This is a genomic window from Paenibacillus sp. FSL R7-0198 (assembly GCF_038000415.1).
Taxonomy (GTDB): Bacteria; Bacillota; Bacilli; order Paenibacillales; family Paenibacillaceae; genus Paenibacillus.
In genome coordinates, this window is sequence record NZ_JBBOCB010000001.1 from 708,789 (window position 1) to 734,596 (window position 25,808).

26 protein-coding genes and 2 riboswitches are annotated in these 25,808 nt (G+C 45.7%); of the genes, 9 read left to right on the top strand and 17 right to left on the bottom strand.

Annotated elements, in window-relative coordinates:
• Positions 1-30: 30 nt before the first annotated feature.
• The 5 genes from MKY87_RS02875 to MKY87_RS02895 all read right to left on the bottom strand — a co-directional run bounded on the left by MKY87_RS02875 (position 31) and on the right by MKY87_RS02895 (position 6,352).
• A complete protein-coding gene (locus MKY87_RS02875) occupies positions 31-963 on the bottom strand; it encodes a tyrosine-type recombinase/integrase (protein WP_340962852.1) in 933 nt (310 codons plus the stop codon).
• 46 nt (positions 964-1,009) lie between these two features.
• Positions 1,010-2,089: a hypothetical protein gene (locus MKY87_RS02880; protein ID WP_340962854.1), complete on the bottom strand. Its 1,080-nt coding sequence runs from the start codon at positions 2,087-2,089 to the stop codon at positions 1,010-1,012.
• A gap of 254 nt (positions 2,090-2,343) precedes the next feature.
• The gene (locus MKY87_RS02885; protein ID WP_340962856.1) at positions 2,344-3,780 is read right to left on the bottom strand and encodes an amino acid permease; all 1,437 of its coding nucleotides are present in this window, start codon (positions 3,778-3,780) and stop codon (positions 2,344-2,346) included.
• A 529-nt stretch (positions 3,781-4,309) separates the two neighbouring features.
• A complete protein-coding gene (locus MKY87_RS02890; RefSeq protein WP_445669408.1) occupies positions 4,310-5,680 on the bottom strand; it encodes an amidohydrolase family protein in 1,371 nt (456 codons plus the stop codon).
• Positions 5,681-5,800: 120 nt separating this feature from the next.
• Positions 5,801-6,352 carry a CGNR zinc finger domain-containing protein gene (locus MKY87_RS02895; RefSeq protein ID WP_340962860.1) on the bottom strand — a complete coding sequence of 184 codons (552 nt, stop codon included), beginning with the start codon at positions 6,350-6,352 and terminating at the stop codon, positions 5,801-5,803.
• A 144-nt stretch (positions 6,353-6,496) separates the two neighbouring features.
• Here MKY87_RS02895 and MKY87_RS02900 point away from each other — a divergent pair, with 144 nt between their 5' ends.
• The 6 genes from MKY87_RS02900 (at position 6,497) to MKY87_RS02925 (ending at position 12,538) form a co-directional block, all read left to right on the top strand.
• Positions 6,497-6,997, top strand: a complete 501-nt coding sequence (locus MKY87_RS02900) for a DinB family protein (RefSeq protein WP_340962862.1) — start codon at positions 6,497-6,499, stop codon at positions 6,995-6,997.
• An 84-nt stretch (positions 6,998-7,081) separates the two neighbouring features.
• Positions 7,082-7,235, top strand: a riboswitch (FMN riboswitch).
• A gap of 144 nt (positions 7,236-7,379) precedes the next feature.
• Positions 7,380-8,360, top strand: a complete 981-nt coding sequence (locus MKY87_RS02905; RefSeq protein WP_340962864.1) for a DMT family transporter — start codon at positions 7,380-7,382, stop codon at positions 8,358-8,360.
• Between the two features lie 330 nt (positions 8,361-8,690).
• Positions 8,691-10,187 carry an amidase gene (locus tag MKY87_RS02910; protein WP_340967369.1) on the top strand — a complete coding sequence of 499 codons (1,497 nt, stop codon included), beginning with the start codon at positions 8,691-8,693 and terminating at the stop codon, positions 10,185-10,187.
• 132 nt (positions 10,188-10,319) lie between these two features.
• Positions 10,320-10,928, top strand: a complete 609-nt coding sequence (locus MKY87_RS02915) for an urea carboxylase-associated family protein (RefSeq protein WP_339783294.1) — start codon at positions 10,320-10,322, stop codon at positions 10,926-10,928.
• Positions 10,929-11,067: 139 nt separating this feature from the next.
• Positions 11,068-11,694: a LysE family translocator gene (locus MKY87_RS02920; RefSeq protein ID WP_017688112.1), complete on the top strand. Its 627-nt coding sequence runs from the start codon at positions 11,068-11,070 to the stop codon at positions 11,692-11,694.
• Positions 11,695-11,776: 82 nt separating this feature from the next.
• On the top strand, positions 11,777-12,538 hold the full coding sequence (locus MKY87_RS02925) for a YqcI/YcgG family protein (protein ID WP_338587192.1): 762 nt from the start codon (positions 11,777-11,779) through the stop codon (positions 12,536-12,538).
• 56 nt (positions 12,539-12,594) lie between these two features.
• On the opposite strand, the gene MKY87_RS02930 is transcribed toward MKY87_RS02925, so the two are convergent.
• The 4 genes from MKY87_RS02930 to MKY87_RS02945 form a co-directional block, all read right to left on the bottom strand.
• Positions 12,595-13,941 carry an amino acid permease gene (locus MKY87_RS02930; protein ID WP_036673805.1) on the bottom strand — a complete coding sequence of 449 codons (1,347 nt, stop codon included), beginning with the start codon at positions 13,939-13,941 and terminating at the stop codon, positions 12,595-12,597.
• Positions 13,942-14,567: 626 nt separating this feature from the next.
• Positions 14,568-15,461 (bottom strand): aldo/keto reductase, encoded by an 894-nt coding sequence (locus MKY87_RS02935; RefSeq protein WP_340962865.1) that lies wholly within the window; start codon positions 15,459-15,461, stop codon positions 14,568-14,570.
• 127 nt (positions 15,462-15,588) lie between these two features.
• Positions 15,589-16,362 carry an SDR family NAD(P)-dependent oxidoreductase gene (locus MKY87_RS02940; RefSeq protein WP_340962867.1) on the bottom strand — a complete coding sequence of 258 codons (774 nt, stop codon included), beginning with the start codon at positions 16,360-16,362 and terminating at the stop codon, positions 15,589-15,591.
• Between the two features lie 79 nt (positions 16,363-16,441).
• A complete protein-coding gene (locus MKY87_RS02945) occupies positions 16,442-16,930 on the bottom strand; it encodes a GNAT family N-acetyltransferase (protein WP_340962869.1) in 489 nt (162 codons plus the stop codon).
• A gap of 178 nt (positions 16,931-17,108) precedes the next feature.
• Between MKY87_RS02945 and xerS the strand changes: the two genes are divergently transcribed.
• Positions 17,109-18,215 carry a tyrosine recombinase XerS gene (gene xerS, locus MKY87_RS02950; protein ID WP_074095445.1) on the top strand — a complete coding sequence of 369 codons (1,107 nt, stop codon included), beginning with the start codon at positions 17,109-17,111 and terminating at the stop codon, positions 18,213-18,215.
• Positions 18,216-18,462: 247 nt separating this feature from the next.
• Here xerS and mobB read toward each other — a convergent pair whose 3' ends face one another.
• Together mobB and MKY87_RS02960 are read right to left on the bottom strand one after the other, a co-directional pair.
• On the bottom strand, positions 18,463-18,996 hold the full coding sequence (gene mobB, locus MKY87_RS02955) for a molybdopterin-guanine dinucleotide biosynthesis protein B (protein WP_340914290.1): 534 nt from the start codon (positions 18,994-18,996) through the stop codon (positions 18,463-18,465).
• Between the two features lie 7 nt (positions 18,997-19,003).
• Positions 19,004-20,293, bottom strand: coding sequence for a molybdopterin molybdotransferase MoeA (locus tag MKY87_RS02960; RefSeq protein ID WP_340967370.1), 1,290 nt, complete (start codon positions 20,291-20,293; stop codon positions 19,004-19,006).
• A gap of 201 nt (positions 20,294-20,494) precedes the next feature.
• Between MKY87_RS02960 and MKY87_RS02965 the strand changes: the two genes are divergently transcribed.
• A complete protein-coding gene (locus MKY87_RS02965) occupies positions 20,495-20,785 on the top strand; it encodes an HNH endonuclease (protein ID WP_091029422.1) in 291 nt (96 codons plus the stop codon).
• A 112-nt stretch (positions 20,786-20,897) separates the two neighbouring features.
• On the opposite strand, the gene MKY87_RS02970 is transcribed toward MKY87_RS02965, so the two are convergent.
• From MKY87_RS02970 to lpdD, 5 genes are all read right to left on the bottom strand, one after another.
• A complete protein-coding gene (locus MKY87_RS02970; protein WP_338587201.1) occupies positions 20,898-21,647 on the bottom strand; it encodes a DUF4247 domain-containing protein in 750 nt (249 codons plus the stop codon).
• Between the two features lie 11 nt (positions 21,648-21,658).
• Entirely contained in the window at positions 21,659-22,165 is a 507-nt protein-coding gene (locus MKY87_RS02975; protein ID WP_076317633.1) for a DUF4178 domain-containing protein, read from the bottom strand.
• A 23-nt stretch (positions 22,166-22,188) separates the two neighbouring features.
• Positions 22,189-22,590: a DUF350 domain-containing protein gene (locus tag MKY87_RS02980; RefSeq protein WP_036613690.1), complete on the bottom strand. Its 402-nt coding sequence runs from the start codon at positions 22,588-22,590 to the stop codon at positions 22,189-22,191.
• A gap of 95 nt (positions 22,591-22,685) precedes the next feature.
• Complete coding sequence (locus MKY87_RS02985) at positions 22,686-23,357, bottom strand: PspA/IM30 family protein (RefSeq protein ID WP_074095448.1); 672 nt, start codon at positions 23,355-23,357, stop codon at positions 22,686-22,688.
• A 112-nt stretch (positions 23,358-23,469) separates the two neighbouring features.
• A complete protein-coding gene (gene lpdD, locus MKY87_RS02990; RefSeq protein ID WP_051447323.1) occupies positions 23,470-23,811 on the bottom strand; it encodes a prenylated flavin chaperone LpdD in 342 nt (113 codons plus the stop codon).
• Between the two features lie 154 nt (positions 23,812-23,965).
• Between lpdD and MKY87_RS02995 the strand changes: the two genes are divergently transcribed.
• Positions 23,966-24,757, top strand: coding sequence for a polysaccharide deacetylase family protein (locus MKY87_RS02995; protein WP_339783288.1), 792 nt, complete (start codon positions 23,966-23,968; stop codon positions 24,755-24,757).
• Positions 24,758-24,865: 108 nt separating this feature from the next.
• Here MKY87_RS02995 and MKY87_RS03000 read toward each other — a convergent pair whose 3' ends face one another.
• Complete coding sequence (locus tag MKY87_RS03000) at positions 24,866-25,540, bottom strand: 3D domain-containing protein (RefSeq protein ID WP_340962870.1); 675 nt, start codon at positions 25,538-25,540, stop codon at positions 24,866-24,868.
• A gap of 2 nt (positions 25,541-25,542) precedes the next feature.
• A riboswitch (cyclic di-AMP (ydaO/yuaA leader) is annotated at positions 25,543-25,739 on the bottom strand.
• Between the last annotated feature and the right edge of the window lie 69 nt (positions 25,740-25,808).

Below are 25,808 nucleotides of genomic sequence, written 5' to 3' on the forward strand. Positions count from 1 at the left end.
CAGGCTTCTCTAAATCTAATTATTCAATAGCTAATTGTTCAACCCAAATGCGGGAAGTTTAATGTCCAGCAGAGCCATAGCCTCTTCTTTCTCCCTACTGGTGACGTGTGTGTACACGGTTGTTGTTTGAATCGATGCGTGACCAAGTAGCTCCTGCACGGTACGCAGGTCGGCTCCACGCCGTAACATCATGGTCGCGAAGGAGTGACGCAGCTTATGACTGGAGTAGTTTTGACGTTGATTGACTGGTGATTCCTTCTGGAAACGTTCAAAGGTTTCTGTAGATATGAGCTGGATGCTGCGAATCGACAGTCTTTTCCCTTTTTGCGAGACAAATAGCGCTTCCTCTTTCGGCCGCCAAGGTTCCAGACGCTCAGCCATCGCTTGAGATAACACGTTTGCCACGGTCTCTGGTACAGGGAGCGAGCGCCATTTACGACCTTTACCGAATACGTCCAATGTACGCCGCTCCGCATTATAATCCTTGCAATCCAACGCATGCACTTCTCCAACCCGTAATCCCATATATCCCATCAGTAGAAAAACAGCCAGATTACGTGTGCGATACTTGCCTTCTACCGACTCGAGGAAACGTGTCAGCCCATTTTCATCAAGGAAAACGGGCGCACGGTTTTTCTCGGTTTTGGATTTCTTGATCCCAAACGCCGGATTATTGGTTAACAATTCAAGTTCAATGAGGGACTTGTAAAAACAGTTCACCGCCGCATGTTTGCGATTTCTCGTGGCATCACTAACCCCACGCTCCCGAGCGCGGGACAGAAATGACAACACATGCAGCTTTTTGACCTGCTCCAGTGACTTTCCTTGAATGGAGACCAGGAATTCCACCACGTCACCCGTGTATGATTTTACCGTATGGCCTGTATATCCGGCGTCCTTCATCCATATGTGAAAAGCTTCTAGCTCGTCCGCATATTGCTCCTGGATCTCCTCAGTCATCATCTGTCTACGTCACCTCGATTCGGTTCTTTATAAGTTAAACAGTGCTCTAAGCTTCATCCACAATGACAACGTCAATCAGCGGAATGATCGCCTCAGGTTTACCCTGACTACGAGTAAGTACAAACGATGGCAATGGATTCTCGTGCAGACCATTCACGGATTCACAAATCTGAGTATATAAATCCATATGCAACGTCTCGCCTTCACCCGCCACATCAATGACAGGCCAATCGTTCTGAACGCAGGCAGGCCAGTAAGCCAGCTCATTCGCGGGTACGATACTTAATTGCTGAATGGACTGATCAAGACGGTAAATCCCTTTCCGTTCAGGTTCATCGCCCAGCTTGTCCACGGCAAGTATTCCAGCCGACTGCTCATCTGGTGCAGAATAGAGTGAATAACACCACGGAGTCACGCCCCAGGCAATCGCCATCAGCCCCTCTTCCAGCAACGTATCCGACAGCTCTCCTTCCGCAAATTGTTCGATCAGATTATGGTTACCTGGTCCCATCAGTTCCTCCACACGCTTAGCGAGACGAGGCAGGTCAGCGAGAATGAATCCCCCTCTGCCATAGGAGTCAAATACATGATGGTTTCTGCTCCACACAGCTTGAGATGGTGAACTCAACGACGCTGCTTCTGCCGGGAAAAGCGATATATATACGGTGATAACTTGCGCATACTTAACCATTGCAAGTTGTTCAGGTTCGAGTGTGCCTTCGGCAATACGAGGTGTTTTCATATGCAGGGAAATTCGAAGTTCGTATTCCCCCTCTGGAAATGCTGCCCAACCAAGATTAACAGACTGTTCAACGCCTTCAATAGATGCAATGGAGATTGTGCTATCCGGTTTCAGGTTAACAGCATATTGTACATAAGCGAGCTCCTGACCATAGATGATATCGGCATCCTGACGATTGACGGGTGAATCCAACTGTTGTGCAATGACCGATACTTTACGTCCATCCTTCAGAAGGCGCTGCGGATCAATATCCAACTGTAGGTCACCAGCACCTCCTGATTGTGAAACAATTAATTGCGCCTCGGCAAGTACAGCTGAGTCAGCGAGTGCAAATCCAAAAGCTGCATTTTGATGATCTGAATTCGTATGTAATGGTGTGTTCATGATACATCCCCTCTCTTATGTCTGATGGCATGTCACATCCCCAAATATATTTCATATTTGTCTTAGCCGCAACCCCGCCCCGTGATTAAGTTCGTCACGCCCCTTATTACTTACCCATATATGAAGAAAATTCCAACCTTCCCCTGCTGTTATCATCCTTTATCTTTCTATATAAAAAAAATCCCCATCCCGCTTCGCCTAAGCGATACGAAATGAGGAAAAATGAAGATGTCTCGGTTAAAGACTCGACTAATCTATTTATCCTTCGCTCTGAAAGCACTCGAGATCCGGCGTGCCGGATTCAGATGACTGTAATGCCGTCCATACGCAAAGTAAATGATCAATCCGATGATCAACCAAGCAAAAAACGTAATCCATGTCAGAGCCGCAAGGCGTGTCATCAAGTATACACAACCCAATGCACTCAGAATCGGAATCAGTGGCACAAGTGGAACGCGGAATCCGCGTTTGAGATCCGGGTTATTTTTACGCAACACAATAATGCCCAGACTTACAACTGCAAAAGCGAACAACGTTCCGATGTTCGTAAGCTCCGCCAAATGTCCCAACGAGATGAACCCGGAGAACAAAGCCACGATAATGCCCGCAACCCAAGTCCCTACCGCTGGTGTCTGACTTTTGCCACTAACCTTGGAGAAGACAGGTGACAGCAGTCCGTCACGAGACATGGAATAGAGCAAACGTGTCTGACCATACATCATGACCAGCAATACGGTCGTAATGCCGGCAATCGCTCCAAGAGATACAATCCAGGACAATCCCTTCAACTGGACAAATTCAAATGCAAACGCAACCGGATCACTTACATTCAACATGTTATACGGCACGATCCCTGTGAGGATCGATGATACAACGATGTATAGAACAGTACAGATCGCCAGTGACGCAATAATTCCAATCGGCAAATCCCGTTGTGGCCGCTTAACCTCTTCTGCCGCAGTGGAGACCGCATCAAATCCAATGTAAGCAAAAAATACGGTTGCTGCTCCAGCTGTTACACCTGAGATACCAAAAGGCAAGAATGGCTGCCAGTTGGTTGGCTCTACATAGAAGACACCTACACCAATAAAGATCAACACCACGATAATTTTAATCGCTACCATGATGCCGTTCGCACGAGCCGCCTCCTTCACCCCTCGGGTTAGCAGGAAGGTAATAATTAACGTAATGACCGCAGCCGTGATATCAAAATAGGTTCCCTTTTCCGGGCTGAATGCACTCGTAAGCGCATGGGGTAACTCCAGCCCGAATCCGGACAATAACGTCTGGAAATATCCTGACCACCCACTGGCTACCGCCGCACTTGCGAATCCATACTCCAATATCAGATCCCATCCCAGAATCCAGGCAATCACTTCGCCAAAAGCCGTATAACTATACGTGTACGCACTACCCGATGCCGGTATGCTTGATGCAAATTCCGAGTAACACAATGCTGCGAATGCACATATGATACCTGCCAGTAAAAATGACAGTACAAGGCCAGGGCCAGCATACGTTGCGGCAGCTACACCGGTCAGCACAAAAATCCCGGTACCAATAATAGCTCCTACGCCAAGTGTGGTTAAGTCCAATGGACCAAGCGCCCGTTTCAATGCACTGTTGTTATCGCCCCCGGAGGCAATTGGTTTTTTACGAAATAATGAAGATCGTTGTTCGTTCTCACGCATAGTCATGTTCCTCTCGTCATGAATCTTGAATGTGCAATATGTGCTATGGATGTAGCAGAGATTGATGGCTTCCCATCTGTTCTATGAAAAAGTCATTTGTTCTATCTTATCGATCACCTATAAAAACCTATCGAATTCTACACGTTATCGCGTTGCTTGGTTAAATTTATTTTTAGAGATCACTTATTTTGTTCTTTTATCGCGAAAATTATCATGATCTGTTGCACGTGGTTGAATATGAAAATGGATTTAAAACAAAACTGCGTATAATTTATATTATGCGCAGTTTTTATGAGCCTTAATTTTCGTGAAAAACACCTTATCATCCTTGTTATCCGAAGTTTAGAAAAAGAGAGCTCTTTTCGTCTTTTTCCGCTGTCCCTTCATCCGTTATCCTGTCTAATTGGACTATATTCAAGCATGTAAAGAGCCACATCGCATGATATGGCTCTTCCTTTCCTCTTTATACAGCTAGAGGTGTATATGAAAATACGAACTGATCTTATATAGGCTTTTATGAAAAAGTAAATTATGCGAAAGCAATTCTCTCTGCATCTGACATCCGGTATTGGGATAACAAATAATCTTTGCTCTGCATCGCCGCATGACGAATCGCATCCAGATCAACATTCAACAGCTTACCCTCTCGCTTCACGAGTCTACCTGCCACAAAGACCGTATCCACATTGGATGGATTGGCAAATTGCACAACAGCGCCGATTGGATCATGAACGGGGAACATATTCAGATCGGTGGTACGAATCATGATCAGATCCGCTTCCTTCCCTGGGGTCAACGTACCCACCTTCTGCTCCAATCCCAATGCTTGGGCACCAGCTGAAGTAGCAAATCTCAGCACTTGGCTGGACTGCAAGTTCAACTCACCAGGCATCTCACCCTGCTGCAAAAGTTGTTCATTAGCTCTGGATCGTTCAGCCTGAAGTGCAAACTTCATCTGCGAGAACATATCTCCGCCTGTGGACGTCACTACATCTACACCAAGTGTAGGGGTTCCCCCATGTTCAAGAAAATAGCCGGTGGCTGGATATCCATGACCCATCATCATTTCAATCTCAGGTGTTACCGACAAGGAAGCGCCACTATCTGCCAGCATTTTGTATTCATCCATGCCCATGGTGTTACCATGAACGATATTCACCCGTGGACTTAACAGTCCCGCTTCGTACAAGTGACTAATCGAGCGATCCACAGATCCCCAACTGCCAAATCCGGCATGCATGGAACAGATCGCATCCAGTTCTTGTGCTAGTTCGATCTCTTTCACGGTTGTATCCCAATGACTGAATTCTGGGCCACGAATGGCAAGCCCATAGGTAAGTAATTGATCCCGTGATGAAAAATAACGTTCTTTGACTCTTCTCACATCATTATTCGAATACGTGAGTTGACTATCCCGATTCCAGTAGTCCGTCTCACCAGGGACTCCATGAGCAAATACCGCCCGAATGCCAGCATCCTGAAGTCCGCGAATCAGTTCATCCGTATGGTCAGGGGAATACGGCATGCTCCAATCCATTACTGTCGTCACTCCTGCGTTAAGCGCTTCCAAGGAACCGAGCAGGTTGGCAATATAACTATCTTGTGGACGGAGCTTGCTTCCCATCGCACCATAATAGAGATTTTGCAAATAAACTGGTAACGACCAGTTGGTTCCCGCTGTTTTGACCAGTGATTCCCACATATGCCGATGCGTGTCCACCAGCCCAGGCATAATAATCATCGATGAAGCATCAATGACCTCCGCATCCGGAATATCCAGGTCGGGCTGGATCGCCATGATCAGCGAATCCTGAATCAGAACGTCCGCCCGCTTATACTGTCCAATTCGAGCATCCATCGACAACACACAGCCATTTTTCAACAGATAACTTGTCCGCACAAGACACATCTCCCATCTAATTTGGTTTGAAAGACGATCACATCCTGCTTACGAATCTGTACTGCTTCTGACTATTTTTTCACTAGTATATATACATTATATAGTTATTGTTAGTATTTATCAATTTTGGGATTTGCGTTTCGCCCGAAATCTTCTAACCTTCATCAGATTGCCACACATCTTATCATCACAGTACTTCTGTGTTCTGCTTCTGGTATCATCATAGAACATCCAGCGACAATCCGAATTATCACAGACCCGAATCCTCCCCGCTTCTCCCTCCACCAAAGTCAAAGCAAAGTCAGCAGCCACCTCAGCCATAACCTGATGCCAATGTGCTTCTACAGCTACCAGTTGGAGTTTCAGTTCCTGATCAATTGTAGTCAATGTTCTTCTCACATGCCCTGCTTCCATAACGCCGTTCAACCATTGTTTTTCTATATCTGTTAATGATGCTCCAGAAGACAAGCGGGCTCCAAGAGCCATCAATTCATTCCTGAAGTTTCTCATCGACAACTCATCTTCCGGAGATGCAGGAACAGAAGCGTTAAGTTGCCATCGTTCCAGAAAGTCTTGCTGCCAGCTCGCCTTCCCCAGTCTGTCCTCCGATCGATCTCCCCCACGCCAGTCGTGATAATCGCTGTTTACAAAATCGGTCCATAACCTGTCCATATATACCTCCGTTCAGTGTAACCATCTAATTGTATAAAGAAGGTTACAACTCATCTTTGATGTGTTATATTGAGTGTAACCTTATTAATCAGTTTTAGCTAGTTACATCAAAAATCACAATTTTACGCTAGGAGGAAAACGGCAATGACAAAAACAACAGCACTAGATGTGTTACTTATTCAAAAGGATGATACCTGGGATCAATGTAATTGGATTGTACCTTTGTCGAAATCCTTGGAGGGTCTTACAGCAGATCAAGCAGCCTGGATTCCACCTTCAGGGGGATTAAGCATCTGGCAGTTGGTTAACCATATGTATTATTACAACCATCGCTTATTATGTCGCATGCAAGGTAAAGAGCCTACCCTTCCTTCTGTAGACTCCAATGAATACACATTTGGGAATTCCGGAGATCCAACGGACGCAGTCGGATGGAATACACTGCTACAGGGTACAACTCGATTAGCCCAACAGTTGCGAGATCAATTGGCTGCACTACAAGAGTCAGATCTTGAAGCCGCATATATGGACTCCGAAGAGAAATGGGCACACGAACTGGCTCGCTGGGTACTCCATGATGCGTATCACGCAGGTCAGATCGTGCTCCTTCGCAGACAGCAAGGAAGCTGGAAAATCGTTTTCTAAAAAAAATGCTTGAACTGCTAGCGCTTACAGGAATAAGATGAACTTATTAATGTTACAGCTTGTTCAACACACTATATAATTGAATAGGATCTTCGGGGTAGGGTGCAATTCCCAACCGGCGGTGATGTTCTTCGGAACCAGCCCGCGACTCGCTATTTGTTCTTAACGAAGGACATCTAGCGACTGACTTGGTGTGAATCCAAGGCCGACGGTACAGTCCGGATGAGAGAAGATCAACACATTGACATGCCGTTCACGGGAAGGCCTCTTTCCTGACGCATGTCCTTGGATGAGCCCCCGTTTATTTGGTATATACCAAAACGGGGGCTTTTGTCGATTTTGCCAACTGAAGATTCCGTGTTCTGACGAAGGAGTCCTGAATATGGAAAAGACATCAGCAGCAGCACCTGTTTACCGCAAGGAACGAAGTAATACCGGATTCTGGCTTGTAGTTCTCGGCGCCGCCTTATGGGGTGTAGACCCACTCTTCCGCATTATTTTGCTAAACACGATGACATCCACGCAGATTGTACTGGTGGAACACATCATCGTCAGTCTTATTGCCATACCCGTGCTGTGGAAATTTCGGGCTGATCTGAAAAACCTGCGCGCTCGCCACTGGATTGCCGTGATTTTTATCTCATGGGGAGGATCAGCACTCGCAACGGTATTGTTCACCATGGCGCTTACACATAACGATCCGAATACGGTGCTATTATTGCAAAAAATGCAACCACTCTTCGCTATCGTGCTGGCTAAACTGTTATTGAAAGAAACATTACCACGTCGCTTCGGTGGATTGTTCTTCATAGCATTAGCAGGAACCTACCTGCTTACATTTGGCTTCACATTGCCATTAGGTAACTGGGACAACTGGATTCATGCTGGAAGCTTGTTATCCCTTGGGGCCGCTGCCTTATGGGGAGGTTCAACCGTTATGGGCCGATTAATGCTGGGGCAGGCGCGTTATGAAACGGTCACCTCCCTGCGCTTTGTCGTTGCTCTCCCGCTCCTGATCTTTATGACGTGGAACGAAGGTGCGGCATGGACGTTTCCGTCCGGAACGGGTGAACAGACTGCTGTCATCCTCAACATTCTCGGTCAGGCATTGTTACCAGGTTTGCTCAGTCTTCTGTTGTATTACAAAGGTCTGTCGTCAACCAAAGCATCTGTTGCAACACTTGCAGAACTTAGCTTCCCGATGGCGGGTGTGTTGGTGAACTGGATTGCTTTCCGTACACTGATTACATGGGAGCAGCTGCTTGGTTTTATCCTGATCTGGGTGGCCCTCTTCGCCATTTCCAGACAACAGGAAAGATCATCAACTGCGGCCGATGCGGCACCAAAGCTGCGTACAGAGTAAGTGGATATATCTGAGGCTCACATATAAACCAATAGTCAAATATAAAAATAAAACCATTGCACATCAAATTAGATGAGCAGTGGTTTTTTTATTTCCATTACACAATTTACTCGATATTACTCGATCATTTTCTCAATATGCAATATGAGCTATTAACCCTGTGCTTTATTTCTATATCGCAAATGCAAATGCCCCTCTTTTCCCTCCTCTCACACCGAATATCAAAATCATCGCGCTAAGTCTCTTCTATGTTTTGTCTTTTGTCTAATCCGGTGGTACGATGACATATGGAATAAACAGATGAATTATATTCAGAGAGGAACGATCATGATGTCTTCATTCTCATATACCTCCTACGACGCCGTAGGTTTGGCTGAACTGATCCGATCCCGGGAAGTATCCCCGGTTGAAATGCTGGAAGCGGCGTTTGCACGCCTTGAAGAAGTGAATCCGCAACTTAATGCGGTTATTCGTACATATGAATCTCGCGCACGTGAGGAAGCCGGTTTGGTTCGCCCTGGAGAACAACCTTTTGCCGGTGTGCCCCTGCTCCTGAAAGATATCTCGCAATCCTTGGAAGGTGAATTTCTGACTTCAGGCTCCCGTTTGTTCAGCGAGCATCGTGCATTACGCAATTCCAATTTTGTCACTCGACTCCGTGATGCAGGTTTTATCTTCATAGGACATACCAATACGCCTGAATTTGGTTTGAAAAATATTACCGAGCCCCGTCTTCATGGTCCAACTCGCAATCCATGGAATATCAATCACTCCCCGGGTGGTTCAAGTGGGGGTGCCGCTGCCGCTGTAGCTTCGGGTATTGTTCCTCTTGCCGGAGCCAGTGACGGAGGAGGTTCGATTCGTATCCCCGCTTCCTTTAGCGGATTGTTTGGATTAAAGCCAACCCGCGGGCGCACACCTGTAGGACCGGGAGTTGGTCGTCAATGGCAAGGCGCATCGATTGATTTTGCCCTCTCTCGCTCGGTTCGGGACAGTGCTGCATTGCTTGATACGTTACAAGTCATTCAGCCCGAAGCTGCGTTCCATGCTCCACTCTTTCCAGGCAGTTACTTGGCTGATATGAGCTATCCACATCAACGCAAACTGAAAATTGCATACACAACGGATTCGCCCGTGGGAACACCTGTCAGCGCAGAAGCCAAAGAGTCTGTATACAAGCTCGTTCGCTGGTTGGAAGATCAAGGACATCATGTTGAAGAAAAACTTAGTCCAGTCAATGGAGTTCGGTTGATGGAGAACTATTACATGATGAACAGTGGTGAGATGGCCGCGATGATCTCTTCCATGGAACGATCCATGGGCCGGGCTCCGACCTCCGATGATATGGAGATTGAATCTTGGGTTCTGGCTGAAGCAGGCAAAAAGGTGTCCGCTGCGGAATTTGTACATAGCTTAGCTGAATGGGATGTAGCTGCAGCTCAGATGTCCACTTTGTTCGAGCGTTATGACTTCTACGTCACACCTGTTAATGCTTTTCCTGCGCCTAAGATTGGTGAATTAACACCTCATGACGAACAGATCCGTAATCTGTTGCGAATTAGTGAATTGGACAAGACCCAGCAGCAGCAACTCATCTATGAAATGTTTGAGCCAAGTCTTACGTTTACACCTTTCACCCAGCTTGCAAATCTGACAGGCCAGCCTGCGATAAGTGTACCTCTGCATATGACACCTGAAGGTTTGCCAATGGGTGTTCAAGTGATGGCAACCAAAGGACGCGAAGATTGGTTATTACATCTGGCTGCACAGCTTGAACAATCAGACCTCTGGATTGGGATGAGAGGTAATCCACTATTTCCAGCATAAAGGCGTATTATGTGGTGTGTTAAATTTACCATTGGATGTTCCTGCCTGAGTAGAGTGCGTCGCCATAACCGTGCATGAAAGCTTCATCTGCTCCGCATACTGAAAGCAAACAGTAGCGGAGGAATGTGACAGATGAATACGAATCAGCGCCATAAACAGTCTTATCGTATCCCAGCCAAAACGGGATATGCCTTGAAAGTAAGCAAAGGTTCTTTACTACGCATAACGGATTTGGAGGGACAGCAAGTCATTGATTTTGTGGCATACGATGCTAGAGATGCTAACCATCGCTTGGACCCCGGCGTGACAATGGACGTATTGCGTACTTACCGAATTAAACCGGGACAGTTTGTGTATTCCAATCAATATCAACCTTTACTCAAGATTGTCCGTGACACCGTTGGGGTACATGATTTCTTCAACTCCGCTTGTCGTCCAGAGATGTATGAGGTGTTATACGACAAAAAGGATCACGCCAGTTGTTATCACAATCTGAACACGGCACTGGAACCCTTCGGGATTCTACCACCAGATCAACACTACCCATTTAACCTGTTTATGAAGTCCGTTGTAGACAGTGAAGGCAAAATTGATGTTGTAGCTCCCGACTCTCGAGCAGGTGATTATATCGAGATGGAGGCATTAATGGATCTCACAATTGGGCTCTCCGCCTGTCCTTGTGAAGAAAGCTCATGCAACGGCTACAACTGCACCCCAATTCAATTGGATGTGGAACTTTAACAGAATAACAAGGCCTTGACGCAGTATGAGATAAAAGTAGTTTGTTCTAATTCACTCCTTGCGGGAATACGATGACTTGTACCCATTTTCTGTGACAACTGGTACAATTCATCGAACCCGTTAAGGAGTGAACGTGTTTATGTCTGTACTGTTCAGTTATATCATTCTGGGAATATCATTGTCCGCTCCAATCGGTCCGATTAACGCCGCCCAACTCGACCGTGGAGCCCGCCACGGATTCATGCATGCCTGGATTCTAGGACTCGGCGCTATGTTTGCAGATTTGGTGTATATGCTGCTGATTTATTTTGGAGTTGCCCATTTTCTGGACACGCCGTTCATGCGCTCTTTTCTCTGGTCATTTGGCAGTTTTATTCTGATTTACACGGGAGTGGAAACGCTCTCGAAGCTGAAGCAAGGCATTCAAGGTACATCTACTGCGGAAGCGACTGTTCGAAAATCATTTATATCCGGATTTTTGATGGCCCTGTCCAATCCACTGAATATTTTATTTTGGCTTGGGATCTATGGCTCTATTCTCGCGACAACTGTGAAACATACGGACACGGCTCATTTGCTGCTCTACAGTTCAGGCATATTCATTGGTATTCTGGTGTGGGATGTCATTATGGCTGGCATGGCCAGTCGATTCCACAAACATAGCAGTGAGAATGTATTGCGCTGGATCTCTATCATTTCGGGAATCTGCCTGATCGGATTTGGTTTGTATTTTGGGTACGAAGCTGTACGTTCCATTTTTTTCTGACAACAAAATCAGGCTGGACAGTCACCCAACTTCCCCCACATTAATACTGTAACGGTATCATGTGGAATGGAGTTGGGAATCAATGGCGGAGCTGTATAGTGCCGACGAAATAAACACCTTGTTTGAGCGTCTTCCATCTTGGCAGCAGGACGCTTATTCGCAATTTGGTAAAATGATCGCCGACGAAGATAATACGTATCCATGTGTACCTGGACGAATGGGGTTTCTGTCAGGACATTTAAGGTATGGCTTTACGTGTGACCCCCGATCAGAACAGGCTGCCGAAGATATGGCGGATCTGCTTAGACAATATGGTCCTGTATCCAGAGACACCGGTCATTACGCTTCCATGGTGGTAATCTGTGAGACACCAAGCGATCTGAAAGATCACACAACGGTAGAGCAATATCAGACGTTATTCTGGCAAATGCTTAATCGGGTGACTTCACACGATACCGAGCCGTGGCCGGAACATATTTCAACGGATCCTCATGATTCAACATGGGAGTTTTGCTTTGGCGGAGAGCCTTACTTTTGTTTCTGTGCTACTCCTGCACATGAACTCCGAGCCAGCCGACATTTTCCATATCTCATGTTTGCCTTTCAACCACGTTGGGTATTCGAATCCATTAATGATAACACCCCTCTTGGCCGTAAAATGAAAACCTTGATTCGCAAACGTCTCGCTGCGTATGATGCTGTACCTGCTCACCCTTCGCTGATGTGGTATGGTCAGCAGGATAATCTGGAATGGAAACAGTATTTCCTGCCTGATGATGAGCAGACACCTTCCAAATGTCCATTCATGCGGATGAAGCAAGCCTTAGGCAAGTTGACGAAATAATCTTAAAGCACTCATTAATCCGTTGTACTACCTCCACAAAAGTTGCTGAGAGTTGCTTATGGTTTGGATGGTGCTGACTGCGGTGGTTTCGAGCCACGTACCTTATGAACAACATACGTGATGATCCCAAGGAACACCAAAAGTCCCACACTTGCCAGCAGACCCGTTCTGCTGGCTTTTTCCATCGCTGTCCCAGCCACAGCAGCCACAATTAATACTATGGCAATCCACACTTTGATGCGATTCCACTTCACGGGCTTCATTTTCTTAATGTACGTGATGCAGATGAGTAGCCATGTATACATTAATACCAGACTACCTGCTGTCGTCACATATTCAAACAGACTCTTGGGCATCCATAATGCCATCAACGTAGACAGGAGTAATCCGGCCGCTGTGCAACACAATGCCTGAAGTGGCATGTCCTTTTTCCCCCAGGTCTTCGTGAACAGCTTTGGTGCATCTCCATCTTCTGCGAGTTTCACCAACATGGACGTAATGGCATATAACGAAGCCACCATCGTCGAGAATCCGGCTATAATCAGAATTCCATTGAGAATGTGGACCACAACGGTGAATCCAATAGTTGACATGGCTTTGACAAGCGGACTTTCATCTGGAGTTAACTGAGCTGAAGGCACAAGCAACAGGATCAACGCAATTGAAATGACGTAGAGTGTACTCACCGATAATAGCATCACTCGACCTGATTTCACTGCATCTTTTGGTTCTTTCAGGTTAGCAGCCATCAAGCCCATAACCTCGATCCCGGCAAAAGCAAAAAATGCATAGATGAAACCGGTCCATACCCCTTTACCTCCATGCGGGAACCATTCATTCTTCAATTGCTCTGGTGTCACTTTTACAGGTAACCAACCCAGACAAGCCGCTCCTGCTATAGCTATAAATGCAACCGTTGCAGCAAGTTTGATTACAGCAAGAATATTCTCCGTTTTGGTTAATCCCTTCGCTCCCAGTGCAGCAATGAACAGACCTATAGCGGCATAGATCGCGACAAATGCCCAAAGCGGAAACTTGGGAAACCAGAATTGAGAGAACAGCCCAAGTGCCGTTAATGAGCTGCCCATGATGAGCATTTCAGAGAACCAGTACATCCATCCACTACCAAAACCAGCCCAAGGTCCGAATGCTTCGCCCGCGTACGTTCGAAAAGCGCCTTCCTTAGGATCATCTGCGGTCATCTGTGCCAGCGCACCAAATACAAAGTAAGTACCTGCTGCCGCCAGCACCAACAATATAAGTACGGATATGCCGGCCCAATGGATCGCCAGACTGGTCCCTAGAAAAAATCCCGTTCCCAGTGTGCAACCCGCGCCAAACAAGGATAGACTGACCCAACTTAGTTTTTCGTCGTCGTTTTTACGGTGTTGCTGACTTTTCATGAAGCTCCTCCTTCTGCCTTATCCCCTTACGATTTACAGGTCATGGAGGTTTTATGTCTGTATTGCCAAAAGAATTGTTATTGGTTTACATAATAATTAATATGTTAATATTATTCTGATAATGAATTTAAGCTGTATGCTTTTACGCATCATTCATAAAGATATATTCCCAATCCTATTTAAAATCCGCACAAAAAAGTATTGACTTCAATTGCTTAAAATGGTTTTCCTTTTAAACTTGGTGGTGCGTCAATGTGACTATATAAGAGATGGTAACTAGGGTGAGAAAATGATCTTTCTATTGTGAATTTTTCATATATTGAAATATTATAAAATAAGTCGTTATTTCTTTTAAATTGAACGTAGAATGCCTCTTTTTCGTATTATCTCAATAGCTTCGTCATTTTTTATAAATTTAGTTGTTTTAAAGAAGGGCTACTTCCTGGGATTTTTCCTCTTTCATCTTTTTTCGCCCGTTTTCGGACTAGGCTGACGTATAGGCATTATTCTCTAGTATTTTTCACAGCCTCTTTTCCAATCGTTGTTGTGAATTTTTCATATGTTGAAAATATTTTATGTTGTCGTAAAAAAAACCGCCATATGGCGGCTTCGCTAATATTTCCAAATTAAGTCCGGCCAGTCCAATCTGCTCCGGCGATTTCTTTCCATCGTGCTCTAATCTCATCATACAGTTCCTGCGGAAGTGGCCCTTTAGCCACAAGGTCGGCATTTTGCTGCCAGCGATTGGGCTTGGCTGTTCCTACAATAGCCGTATCTACACCTTCGGTACTTAGTGTAAATCGCAGTGCTGTCTCCACTGCTGCCTGGGCATCTTCACCCAGAAAACCATAGTTAAGTTCGCTTAAGCGCTTCCAGTATATAAAGGGATAAGCCTCTTCCGAAAGTGTTTCATACGTCCAGGCCGCATTGGCAATAGGTCTTTTGGCGATTACCCCCATGTTTCTTTTTCTTGCCTCAGGCAACGTAAGATCAATTGCTTCCTGATCTGCGATATTTAATGAAGTCTCCAGGCTGTCAAATACTCCGGTCTGAATCGCATATAGCGCATCTGTTGTATCACCACTATATCCGATAAATCTGGTCTTTCCTGCTTCCTTGGCACGCTGTAGTACTTCGATTACTGCTCCTTGTCGGAGTACTTCTTCGGAGCAGCTATGCAAATGGATAACATCCACATAGTCCGTTTTCAGCCGTTTCAGACTACGGTCAATTGTTTGCTCCAGTACTTTGGCATCCCAATCCGGACCTTCGACCCCGGCAGCATGTCCACATTTGGTGAACAAATAGTAGTCATCACGCCGATGTGACAGCACCTCACCGATTAATTCCTCGCTGTCACCGTAACATTCAGCCGTGTCAATTACGTTTAATCCCGCATCCAGGGCACTATTCAGCAATGTCGCTACATCCGTTTTGGATACATTTTTGCCTATTTCCGCTCCGCCAAATCCAAGTGTACTTACGTTCATGCCAGTATTACCGTACTTGCGCGTTTCCATGGTTATCTTCCTCCAAGTTCGGTGAATTGGGTACAGATAAATAGAAATACAGATTAACTTTTCCCTATGTTATTACCAAAGAGTTGGTTATGCCACCCACTTTTCCACTGCAACCAACTTCATTTATTTAGAAGCCATAAATGGACATTCCACCGTCAACCAGTAATGTCTGACCCGTTATGTATCCGGCTGCATTCGATGCCAGGAACACGACCGGTCCTACCACTTCCTCCAGTTCTCCAACGCGCTGAAGCGGTGTGCGGCTTACAATTTCCTGCAAATACTGGGGATCATCCAACAGCTTTTCAGTCAGAGGGGTTCGGAAATACCATGGCCCTACTGAATTGACACGGATTCCATACTTGCCCCATTCCAATGCGAGCACTTTGGTCATATGAATTAACGCAGCTTTGGTCGCACCATATACAACCCCTGTCCGAAGAGCCGTGTGTCCGCCTACCGAAGAGATATTGATGATCTTCCCAGTCCCACGTTCTTTCATATGCTGACCCGCCAATTGCGAAGCGAAGAAAGCCGATTTTAAGTTTGTCTGCATGATGGTCTCCCACTGCTCGTCCGTTACTTCAAGTGCTGGTGTCCGTATGTTCATACCTGCGTTATTCACCAGAATGTCCAGACTACCCATCTCCGATATCGCCTCTTGAAACGTCTCTTCCATTTGTTCTTTTGATGTCACATCCGCCGTCAGAGCTAGCGCTTTACGCCCTGTCTGTTCATAGATATAGGCGGCTGTCTCCTCAATTTCTTTCATTGTTCGGGATACAAGTACAACGTCACTGCCTGACTGGGCAATTCCAATGGCAATTGCTTTTCCGATCCCTCTCCCTGCACCTGTCACCAGTGCTGTCTGTCCATCGAGATGGAATGTGGGTACGTTCATGCTACTCACTCCTTCATCAGATTCTTTATTTCAGTATTCAAGCAGAATGCTTTATATGTAAGTGAGGCCCCGATTGGAATCAGGTTACAAAATACTGGCTTGGATTGCCCAGTTCCGGATGGAACTTCTCTCGAAAACGGCCTCCGGTATAGTCCCCTATAATTTTTCGCCAGAACGCTTGGGCAATGACATTGTTACGAACCTGGGTCACTTTCCATCTTCCTGGAAAACGTTTAAACAGCTCATAGGCTGCCCGAGTGCCCACGCCACTGCGCCGATATTTTTGCATTACAAAAAATTCAGTCAAATAGTAATCGTTATCCTTACTTCCAGGCTCCAATTTCTCCACCAGAGCAAACCCTGCAGGTGCCCCTTCACTTGTAATCAAAAAAGGAAACTTGCGGTCCTCTTCTGCCCAGAATGCCTCCAGACCCGGATATTCCGGAAAAATGCCGTTACTGTCCACATCAATATTCAGGTATTTGGTAAAATCATATAGATAAAATTGCATTAAATGCCGAATCACCTGACTGCGTTCCCGGGGAACCAGTTCTATTTTCATATTCATCCGGTTCACCTCCTCTGCTCTACGTATACTGATTACTTTAAAGGTTTACGCGCCGAAGGGCAAGGAAGCATACCCTACTTACTGCCTGCTTTGGTGAACAAGCTGTGAGCATGTAAATTATGGTACACTAGAGCATAGAATACTAATTCATTAAATATTAATTTTATATGTTTTTCACATGGAGGTGTCGAACTTGACCAACGTGCAAAAAGAGATTGATCGACGCAAGCTGGATGACAAACTACCTTCCATGCCTTGGTTCGTTCAGCAATTCATGGACTACAAGCTGCCTGACCTGTCCCCCTCTACCCTGCTCGAATATCTGAGAGATTACGAAGCTTTCTTCGGTTGGTTGCGAGCAGAAGGGCTGTCCGAGGCAAGTTCTAATAAAGAAGTAACGTTGAATGAACTGGAAGTCCTACGCATGGATTCAGTTACCGCCTATCGGTTATTTCTCACAACCAAACGGGAAGGAACAAACTCCAGAATTACCGTCTCTCGCAAACTCTCTTCCCTTCGCTCTCTTTTCCATTACCTGAGCCAGATTGCGGAAGATGAAGACTTTTATCCTTTGCTGAAGCGGAATATTATGGCCAAAATCGAGATCAAGCGTACCCATAAACCCAAGGACACCGCTGCCAAACTCAAAGGTAAAATTCTGGAGGAAGAGGAACTGCTGGAATTTATCGGCTATATCCTTGAAGGTTACGCTGTTGATATGGAGAAGAACAAACAGGCACTGTACTCCCATGAAATCAACAAAGAACGGGACGCCTGTATTGCCAGCCTGATTCTGAATTCCGGCTTACGGGTGTCGGAAGTTGTGAACCTGAACGTCGATGATCTCGATCTGAACAACAAACTCCTGTATGTTTATCGCAAAGGTAACAATGATGAGACGTACAAAACACCCGTTTATTTCAGGGAGCAAGCCAAGGATGAACTCGCAACTTATATGAACCTGCGGCAATCACGTTACCGTACGCCCAAGCGTGAGAAAGGTCTGTTCATTGCTTTGCGTAACGGAGATTCAGAAGGAAGTCGAATGACCAAAAGAGCGATCCAGGCCATGATCATGAAATACGCCAAGCGCTTTGGCAAACCCTACTTGACCGTGCACAAATTACGCCATTCATTTGCAACCGACTATTATTTGCAAAATGATATTTACAAAACGAAGGAGCAGCTTGGACACGCTTCTACGGAAACAACCGAGATCTATGCTCACCTTACCGACAAAACGATGTCCGAAGCCATCGAACGTCGTACTGATGACGGGATGTAACATCCCGAACAGAATAAAAGCAGCAAGCCACATCAAGGATTTCGATCCGAGAAAGGTCTGCTGCTTTTTTGTTTTTTTGCATCATTCAAGAAGAAAAGCATAAGTAGAAAAGATTATAGTTTACATAATAAATATTACGTTATATTTAAAAAAGAATCAATTACGCTCTCTGTACATTCAATCATGTCTAGCCACCATAATATCCCACTTCTTGACGTTTCTACGATTCGAATTCACGATTCTGCCTTCACTCGCTCGCAACCATTGCTAACAACGCTTTGGCTATATCCTCCGTTTCATGAACCGAGTACCATGTTATATCTCTGCTTACGGTGCTCCGCTCTATAAACTGCTCTGATGGTAACCATGAGATCATCCCCACTACCCCTTCAAGCTGATCAATCAAGGTCAGATCTTCCTCTTCTCGAACCATCACGAATTTGGGATAAGAAGCATCCTTAAATCCTTCAATGACAATCCAATCATAACCGGACAGATGACTTAACATATCCTCCAACTTGGTTGCCTGTCGCTCCATAATCGCAGTACGTTTCTCTGACATGACAACCACCGCCGAGGCTCCAGCCTCTCCAAATTGATACGAATCCGTTCCTTCTTGATCCATCTCAAAATGGTCATGTCCATCATGCTTAATCGCAGCTACCTTAAGTCCCAAGGAAGAAAAGTGCCCGATCAACGCGGCTGTCAGGGTTGTCTTGCCCGTGTTCTTGTATCCAACAATCTGTATGATATGTGGTTTTGTATCACTCATTGTAGTCATCTACCAACTACCTCACATGACCTGTGGGGAGTTTAATAATACGTACCTGCTCACCCGCAGGAATACCTTTTTTCTCAGGTGGAACAACAATCAGGCAATCACTGTCCTTAATGGTGATCATCACGCTGGATTCATCTACACGGGCGGCAGCCGGTATCGCGTACACCATGCCGTTGCGGATCTCTGTGCGTCCACGTACGAACCGTGTAAAATTGTTCACTTTGGTGTACTCTTCTTCCAAGATCGCAGTCCATTCTTCCAAATAAGGATGAGCATCCGCCTGCATGGAACGAATGGTTGGACGAACAAACAAACTAAAGCCCACAAAACAAGCCCCAGGGTTACCGGAAAGTGCAAATAGCAATTTATCTTTATATACAGCAGCTGTGGTCACACTGCCTGGTCGCATCGTCACTTTGTTAAACAACATCTCCACATGTTCTTCCAGCACAAGTTCGCCCATAATATCATAATCCCCGACGGATACACCACCTGTGGTCACCACGATATCATTATCTTGAATGGCTTCTTCCAGTTTGGCCCTTGCTGTATTCACATCGTCTGCAATGGAACCATACATCACAGGCTCTCCTCCTGCTTCAACAACCAGAGAGCGCAGCATGTAACTGTTGCTGTTTCGAATCCGACCTGGTTGCAATGGCTCATCTACATCAAGCAATTCCGTGCCGGTTGCGAATATCGCCACCTTTGGACGTTGAAATACGGGAACTTCTGCTATGCCAAAAGTAGCTAACACGGACTGCTCTCCTGCCCTGATGATCGTTCCTGCTTCGAGCAGTTGCTGTCCCCCTTGGACTTCCAGTCCGATTGGGGTGATGTTAGCACCCGACAATATGTGCCGTTTCAATGCAATCCATTGTTCTCCGTTCTCTACCTTGCTCTCGGTCATCTCCATCATGACTACCGCATCTGCACCTTCTGGAACCTGTGCACCGGTCATTATTCGAGCCGTCGTACCTGAAACAATGGTGTGGTCCGAGGTGTAGCCACATGGAATTTCGTCAATTACTCGAAACCAAACTTGATGATCGCTCGAAGCATCTATGGTATCTGTACTTATAATCGCGAATCCATCCATACCCGATCTCCGAAAGAATGGATACGGATGAGGTGCCTGAATGGTCTCTGCAAGTGTGCGGCCATAAGCAGATTCAAGATGAACTTTCTCTATGGAGCCAACAGTAACTCTTGCAGCTATTTTGGCCTGGGCATCCGGTACCTGTACAGCTGTACGATTGAATTTGGCAGTTGTCATATCATGTGAATGTGAGTTCATTTTCAAAAGTATTCTTACCTCCTAGAGACATATCATCTTTTAAGAAAGTGTAGCCCGAATACTGTAAGATAACAAGTACATCACTTATTGAATCCTGTGACAAAATCTTATTCCTTACAGGTGTAACATTCCTTGACCTTTGTTCAACATGAAAGGCATCTTGTCTGCCCATAATATAATTGACAAAGGGAGGCGATGATCATGAGTAAACGATGTGAATTATGCGGAAGAGAACCTGTGAATACGACTGTTCATCATCTGACACCCAAAGAAATGGGAGGAACATTTCTGCCAACGGCCAACCTGTGCATCCCCTGTCACAAACAGATTCATTCGCTATATACTAATCGCGACATTGTAACGCTTGGACTCACGGACCTGCAATCCTTGAGACAGGATGAACGAATGATTCCATTTATCCGCTGGATTCGTAAACAGCCTGCTTCAACGATTCCCCGTGTACGCAAATCCAATCATGTTCGAAAATCGTAAACCAAAAAGAACAGTTCCAAGGTCATGTGCCGACGAGGTGAATCCGCCTTCCCTTTTCACTGTTCTTAAATGAACTATGCGATTGGCAGCCATCCTTATGATTAGATGTTTATTATCTTCGCCTCTTAATTCGGCCGCCGCCCACTCTGGTTTTTGGTTTTTTGTAGGATTTCTTAGGTGAATCAAACAACCCGCCCAGGCCACCACTGCTTTTGTTACGATCAATGGTTCCCTTGCTCTGATCCTTGTTGCGGTTGAATAATCCTCCGCCAGATCCCACGCTTGAATCTTTATCGCTTCCGCGCCTTGTAATCGTACCTTTCCGATCAACAGTAATAGGCGGAGCAAGCTTCTTGTCATTACTTGTTGGTGTACGATAAGATCCTGCACTCGGTTTATACGTATCTTTATTGGTATATCCTCGATAGTTGCCATAACCTCGCCCGCCAAAAGAATCGAACAGATTACCAATTAATGTAGCAGTGAGGTAACCTTGTAAAAAAGATGAATCGTAGTTCTGCCGAACATATTCCTTGGAGTCCACCTCAACCAATGTATCCTCCGGCTTGTTCGGGTCTTGTTGCAGGTGATAATACTCGTCCTGATACACGAGGAACATACGCTCTGTGTTCTCTGCCGAGATCTGATCCGGTTGCCGCTGGTCAGACAAATCCTGAGCCACTTCCGGAACGGTACGGTCCGAAGCCCGGTACACATAGGACGTTGAGTTACCACTCCCGTTAACCGATTCAAGCGGATATGTGTCCTGAACAGAAGGTGCTGCTCCGCACGCGGACAATAGAGACATCACAAGGCTGAGGACCAGCATTAATTTTAATCCATGTGCCAAGCGTTTTTTCATTGGAACCTCTCCTAGCTCGAACGAATCACTTTGATATCCGCAGGAAGAATGGACTCACCCTCATACAGTGTAAATCTTCTGTCTTGCCACTCCACCCGAAGAAGCATATTATCATCCGACTGATACTGCCATACCAATTGTTCTCCAGCCTGGCCATATGGAGTTCTACCTGCCGTTGATACCATGCCTCCATACTCTTCCTCCAGATGATATGCGCGTCCATCCAGGTCCAGCAATGTGGGCACCTCATCAGGTGCATCAAGCCTGCCATCAATTGGTGTATATAGAGCGTAACGTGTGAGTTCCCGTTCTTCGATATGCAAATATCGAAATGCGGTACCATCCTGCAGCGTGAGCACAACTGCATTTCGAGCACGATTTTGTACCCGACCAACAACTTCATAAGTGACCAGAGAAACCTCACAGATATCACCAGGTGCAAGCTGAAGCATCGTTTTCTCTGCCTGCGGTGGTTCAGGTTTCGTTAGTATTCCTTTAATTCGTTTCCATACACTCATGAGAATTACTCCTGTTCCTTATCTTATAAACAAGCTGCAATAATCAGTGCGCCCACGATATGTAAAGCGCCAGAGAACAACCCGTATCCTGTCTTCCCTTGCTGAATTCCCGTATCCAGATCCAGATTGGCCCATTTGCGAATCATAAAGTGTACAACACTCTCCAGAATCAACAAAATGATAAAGGATACAACGGAGACCAGCAATGCTTCTCCAAGATGACCAGCCGTAGAAATGGACGTAGCGAGTACATACCCTTGTGCAAATAATTTCATCACCATACGTGTGGTTACTGCCATATTGCCAGCCTTAACTTCAGCAAAATCCTTATATTTCGTGAACAGTGAATCTACATACATCAAGACAAACAGCAAAACCGAACCAGAACCGGTCCAGACCAGCATCGCCAAAATATTCAAATCCATTTACACAGCCCCCACATATCAACATGAACCGCATTTAAAAGCGAAGGAGAAATACTCTTCTCCTCCGCTGGTTAACCCTGCTGACAACCAAGGTATTAGTTCTTATTATCGTACTGTTTCATCAATGCTGCGAGTTCATCTTCAACAGCCTGATCTTTACCCAACTTCTCGAACTCTTCATCCAAAGACTTGCCTTTGGAAGACATTTCGTTGCTTGCTTCTGCCTGTGCTTCCATCTGCATCATTTTCTCTTCCATACGCTTCATACCAGCACTTGCAGTATCAGAGCCAAACCCATTCAACGCTTTGTTGATTTCCGTTTGGGCTTTTGCTGCATTGTAGCGGGCTACCAGTGTTTCGCGTTTGTTCTTCATTTGAGTCAGTTGCTTACGCATCTCGTCGAGCTTGCCACGCAGGTTATCTGCAGAAGCCTTGTTTTGGTCATAGCTGGTTTTGTACTCAGCCATCTTCTCTTCAGCAGCCTTTTTCTCTTCCAGAGCACGTCGAGCCAAATCCAGATTCTGAGCACGTGCCGCCGTATGCGCCTGCTCTTCACGTTTCTTCACAAGTGCTTCCTGCTCTTCGAATAACTGCTTGAATTTCTTCTCAATGGCGATCTGTTGAGCTACTGCTTTCTCCGCATCTTCCAGGTCCTCTTGCATGTCACGGATATATTGGTCCGTCATCTTGATTGGATCTTCCGCCTTGTCAATAATGGCGTTAACGTTAGACATTGTTAAATCACGCAATCGTTTGAAAATGGACATTATGTTATTCCTCCTAGTCGATATTACATCGTATATAAACATACATACGTAACAATCTACAACTCGTTTCAATTTTAGCAAATAAAATCAAAACATGCGATTGCTCTTTATGTTAGGAAGATCGTTTATCCTTGTTCAGATGATCCTCCATCAGCCTCTCTGCAGTCTGCACGATTTCGTCGATCTGCATCCGCGTGATGGAATCAAAATGGATACCCATGATCACCGTAACGGTTACTTTCAGCTGCAGGGCAGCCTTTCGGGCAAGTCGCTCACACAGCTCTTGTTCCTTATGCCCAGGAATATGTACCGTCGTCCCGCTTACGCGCTCATGATCCACGTAGAACGTGGCTACGGCGCCAATATGCGCCTTTCCTCCGGTAACGAGAAAAACCTTATCCTCTCCTGCTTCAATCACCTGTAAACGTATGGATTTCAAATCATATGTACTCATATCCTATCCACCTATCCTTTTCTATATGTTATATATGGAGGAATTATGGCTGTCATAAGCTAAATCCGCAATGAAACTTCTCACACTACGCATATTTTATGGAACCCCCGGGCATACCAAGGAGAACGTCATTTTGGAAAAGGAGGCCGTTATTATGCGCGTACGCCTCATTATGCTGATGGTTATCGTTATTTTTCTCGGGGGATATCATGCTCCAGTTTCATCGCGGGATGTCTCAAGCCCGTCAATTGAATCAGTATCAGGTTCGGATTCTGCTGAAGAAGAACAACTGACATTGGGACAGTTACGTCAAAAATATGCCGATACGTTCAAAACCAATGGTCCTTCAACAAAGAAGGTTGCACTGACTTTTGATGATGTACCTGATCCACGGTTTACTCCACAAGTGCTGGATGTATTGAAGAAATACAATGTCAGAGCTACATTCTTCATCGTGGGTAGTCGTGCTGAGAAACATCCGGATCTGGTGAAACGCATCGTTAAGGAAGGGCATTTGGTTGGTAATCACAGCTACAATCATCCTGAATTCAGTAAGCTGTCGATGAATGCCTTTCGCAAACAAATTTTACATACCGGGGATATTATTCGACATTTAGCGGGATATACGCCCAAGATGATTCGGCCGCCTTATGGAGACATTAATGAAGAACAGCTGCAATGGGCAGCTAGACAACACTATAGCATTGTGAACTGGAACGTTGACTCACTGGACTGGAAAGGCCTCTCCAAGGAAGAGGTGAAGGATAACATCCTATCTGCCGTGAAACCTGGCTCCATCGTTCTGCAACATGCAGGAGGCGGTGTGGGATCTAACCTGAACGGTACGATTGAGGCATTGCCTGAAATCATTGAAGAACTGCGTAACCGGGGATATGAACTGGTCACCTTGGACGAGATGTTGGGATTGCCAAAGGCCAAAGATTAGGATGACCGTGATAACAAATAAATGCGAATATTAAAAGGGTGCTGTTCAATCGCAGATTAGCGACTGGCAGACACCCTGTTTGAATTCATTTTAAATGTTATGATCTCTCTACTTCAGAATGTACAGCTCGATATCCTGAAAACCAAATGTGCTTACAGACTGTTTGCTACCCGGGATAAAGATATCAATCCGGTGACCCTTGATTGCACCGCCCACATCACGAGCTGTAGCTACAAAAGCCTGTTTTGGCAATCCCGGATGGCTGTGACCGGTTACCAGTACTTTGGTTCCGAGTGGAATCACACTTGGATCAACTGCGATCGTACCCAGTTCAAGATCATTGCCGAAGTAATCCACAGCACCCCATCCTCCATTTTCAGACGGATCTGCAGAGTATGCCGTTGCTTTTACGTTCACAGCTTTGCTGTAATCGAATGTTTTACCCCAAGCCTGAACAACTTTGTTATCTGTGTTAACGTCCAAGCTTGCTGTAGTAACAGTCTTCGCTTGGGTCTTGCTCTCCGTTGCCGCAGCTGCTGCTACATTGTTTGCCTTACCGGGAATCGTAATTTTCAAACCATCATAAATGTTGTAAGGCGAAATGTCGTTGTTTGCTTTAACCAACGTGTTGATTGCTACTCCATATTGTTTTGATAAGGTGTAGAAGGTATCCCCTTCTTTGGCCACATGAACTGAATCGGCGTGAGCCGGAACGGCTTGAATGAGCATTGCTGTTGTCAATAATGCTACTGCTGTTTTGGCTATACGTTTCTTGTTAATCATGGTCTTCCTCCCTCATTGTGCCTGCGAAGTTAGTTGTCGGATTCGGATGAGGAGCCCACCCTATAGGTTCTTCATTACATTTGAAACGTTATGTACCCCTAATTCACCCCAAGCAGTGTGCTGTAGATCTTCCCCCTGCACAATCTGCATCGTTACATCCCCCGCACTCCCTGTCCGGAAGTTTCGGCAGAGTTCAATATATCACAATTTTGTAACCTTAACTTGTAGTAATTCTTACCAAATGGTTTTAACATGTAAGCATATGTAA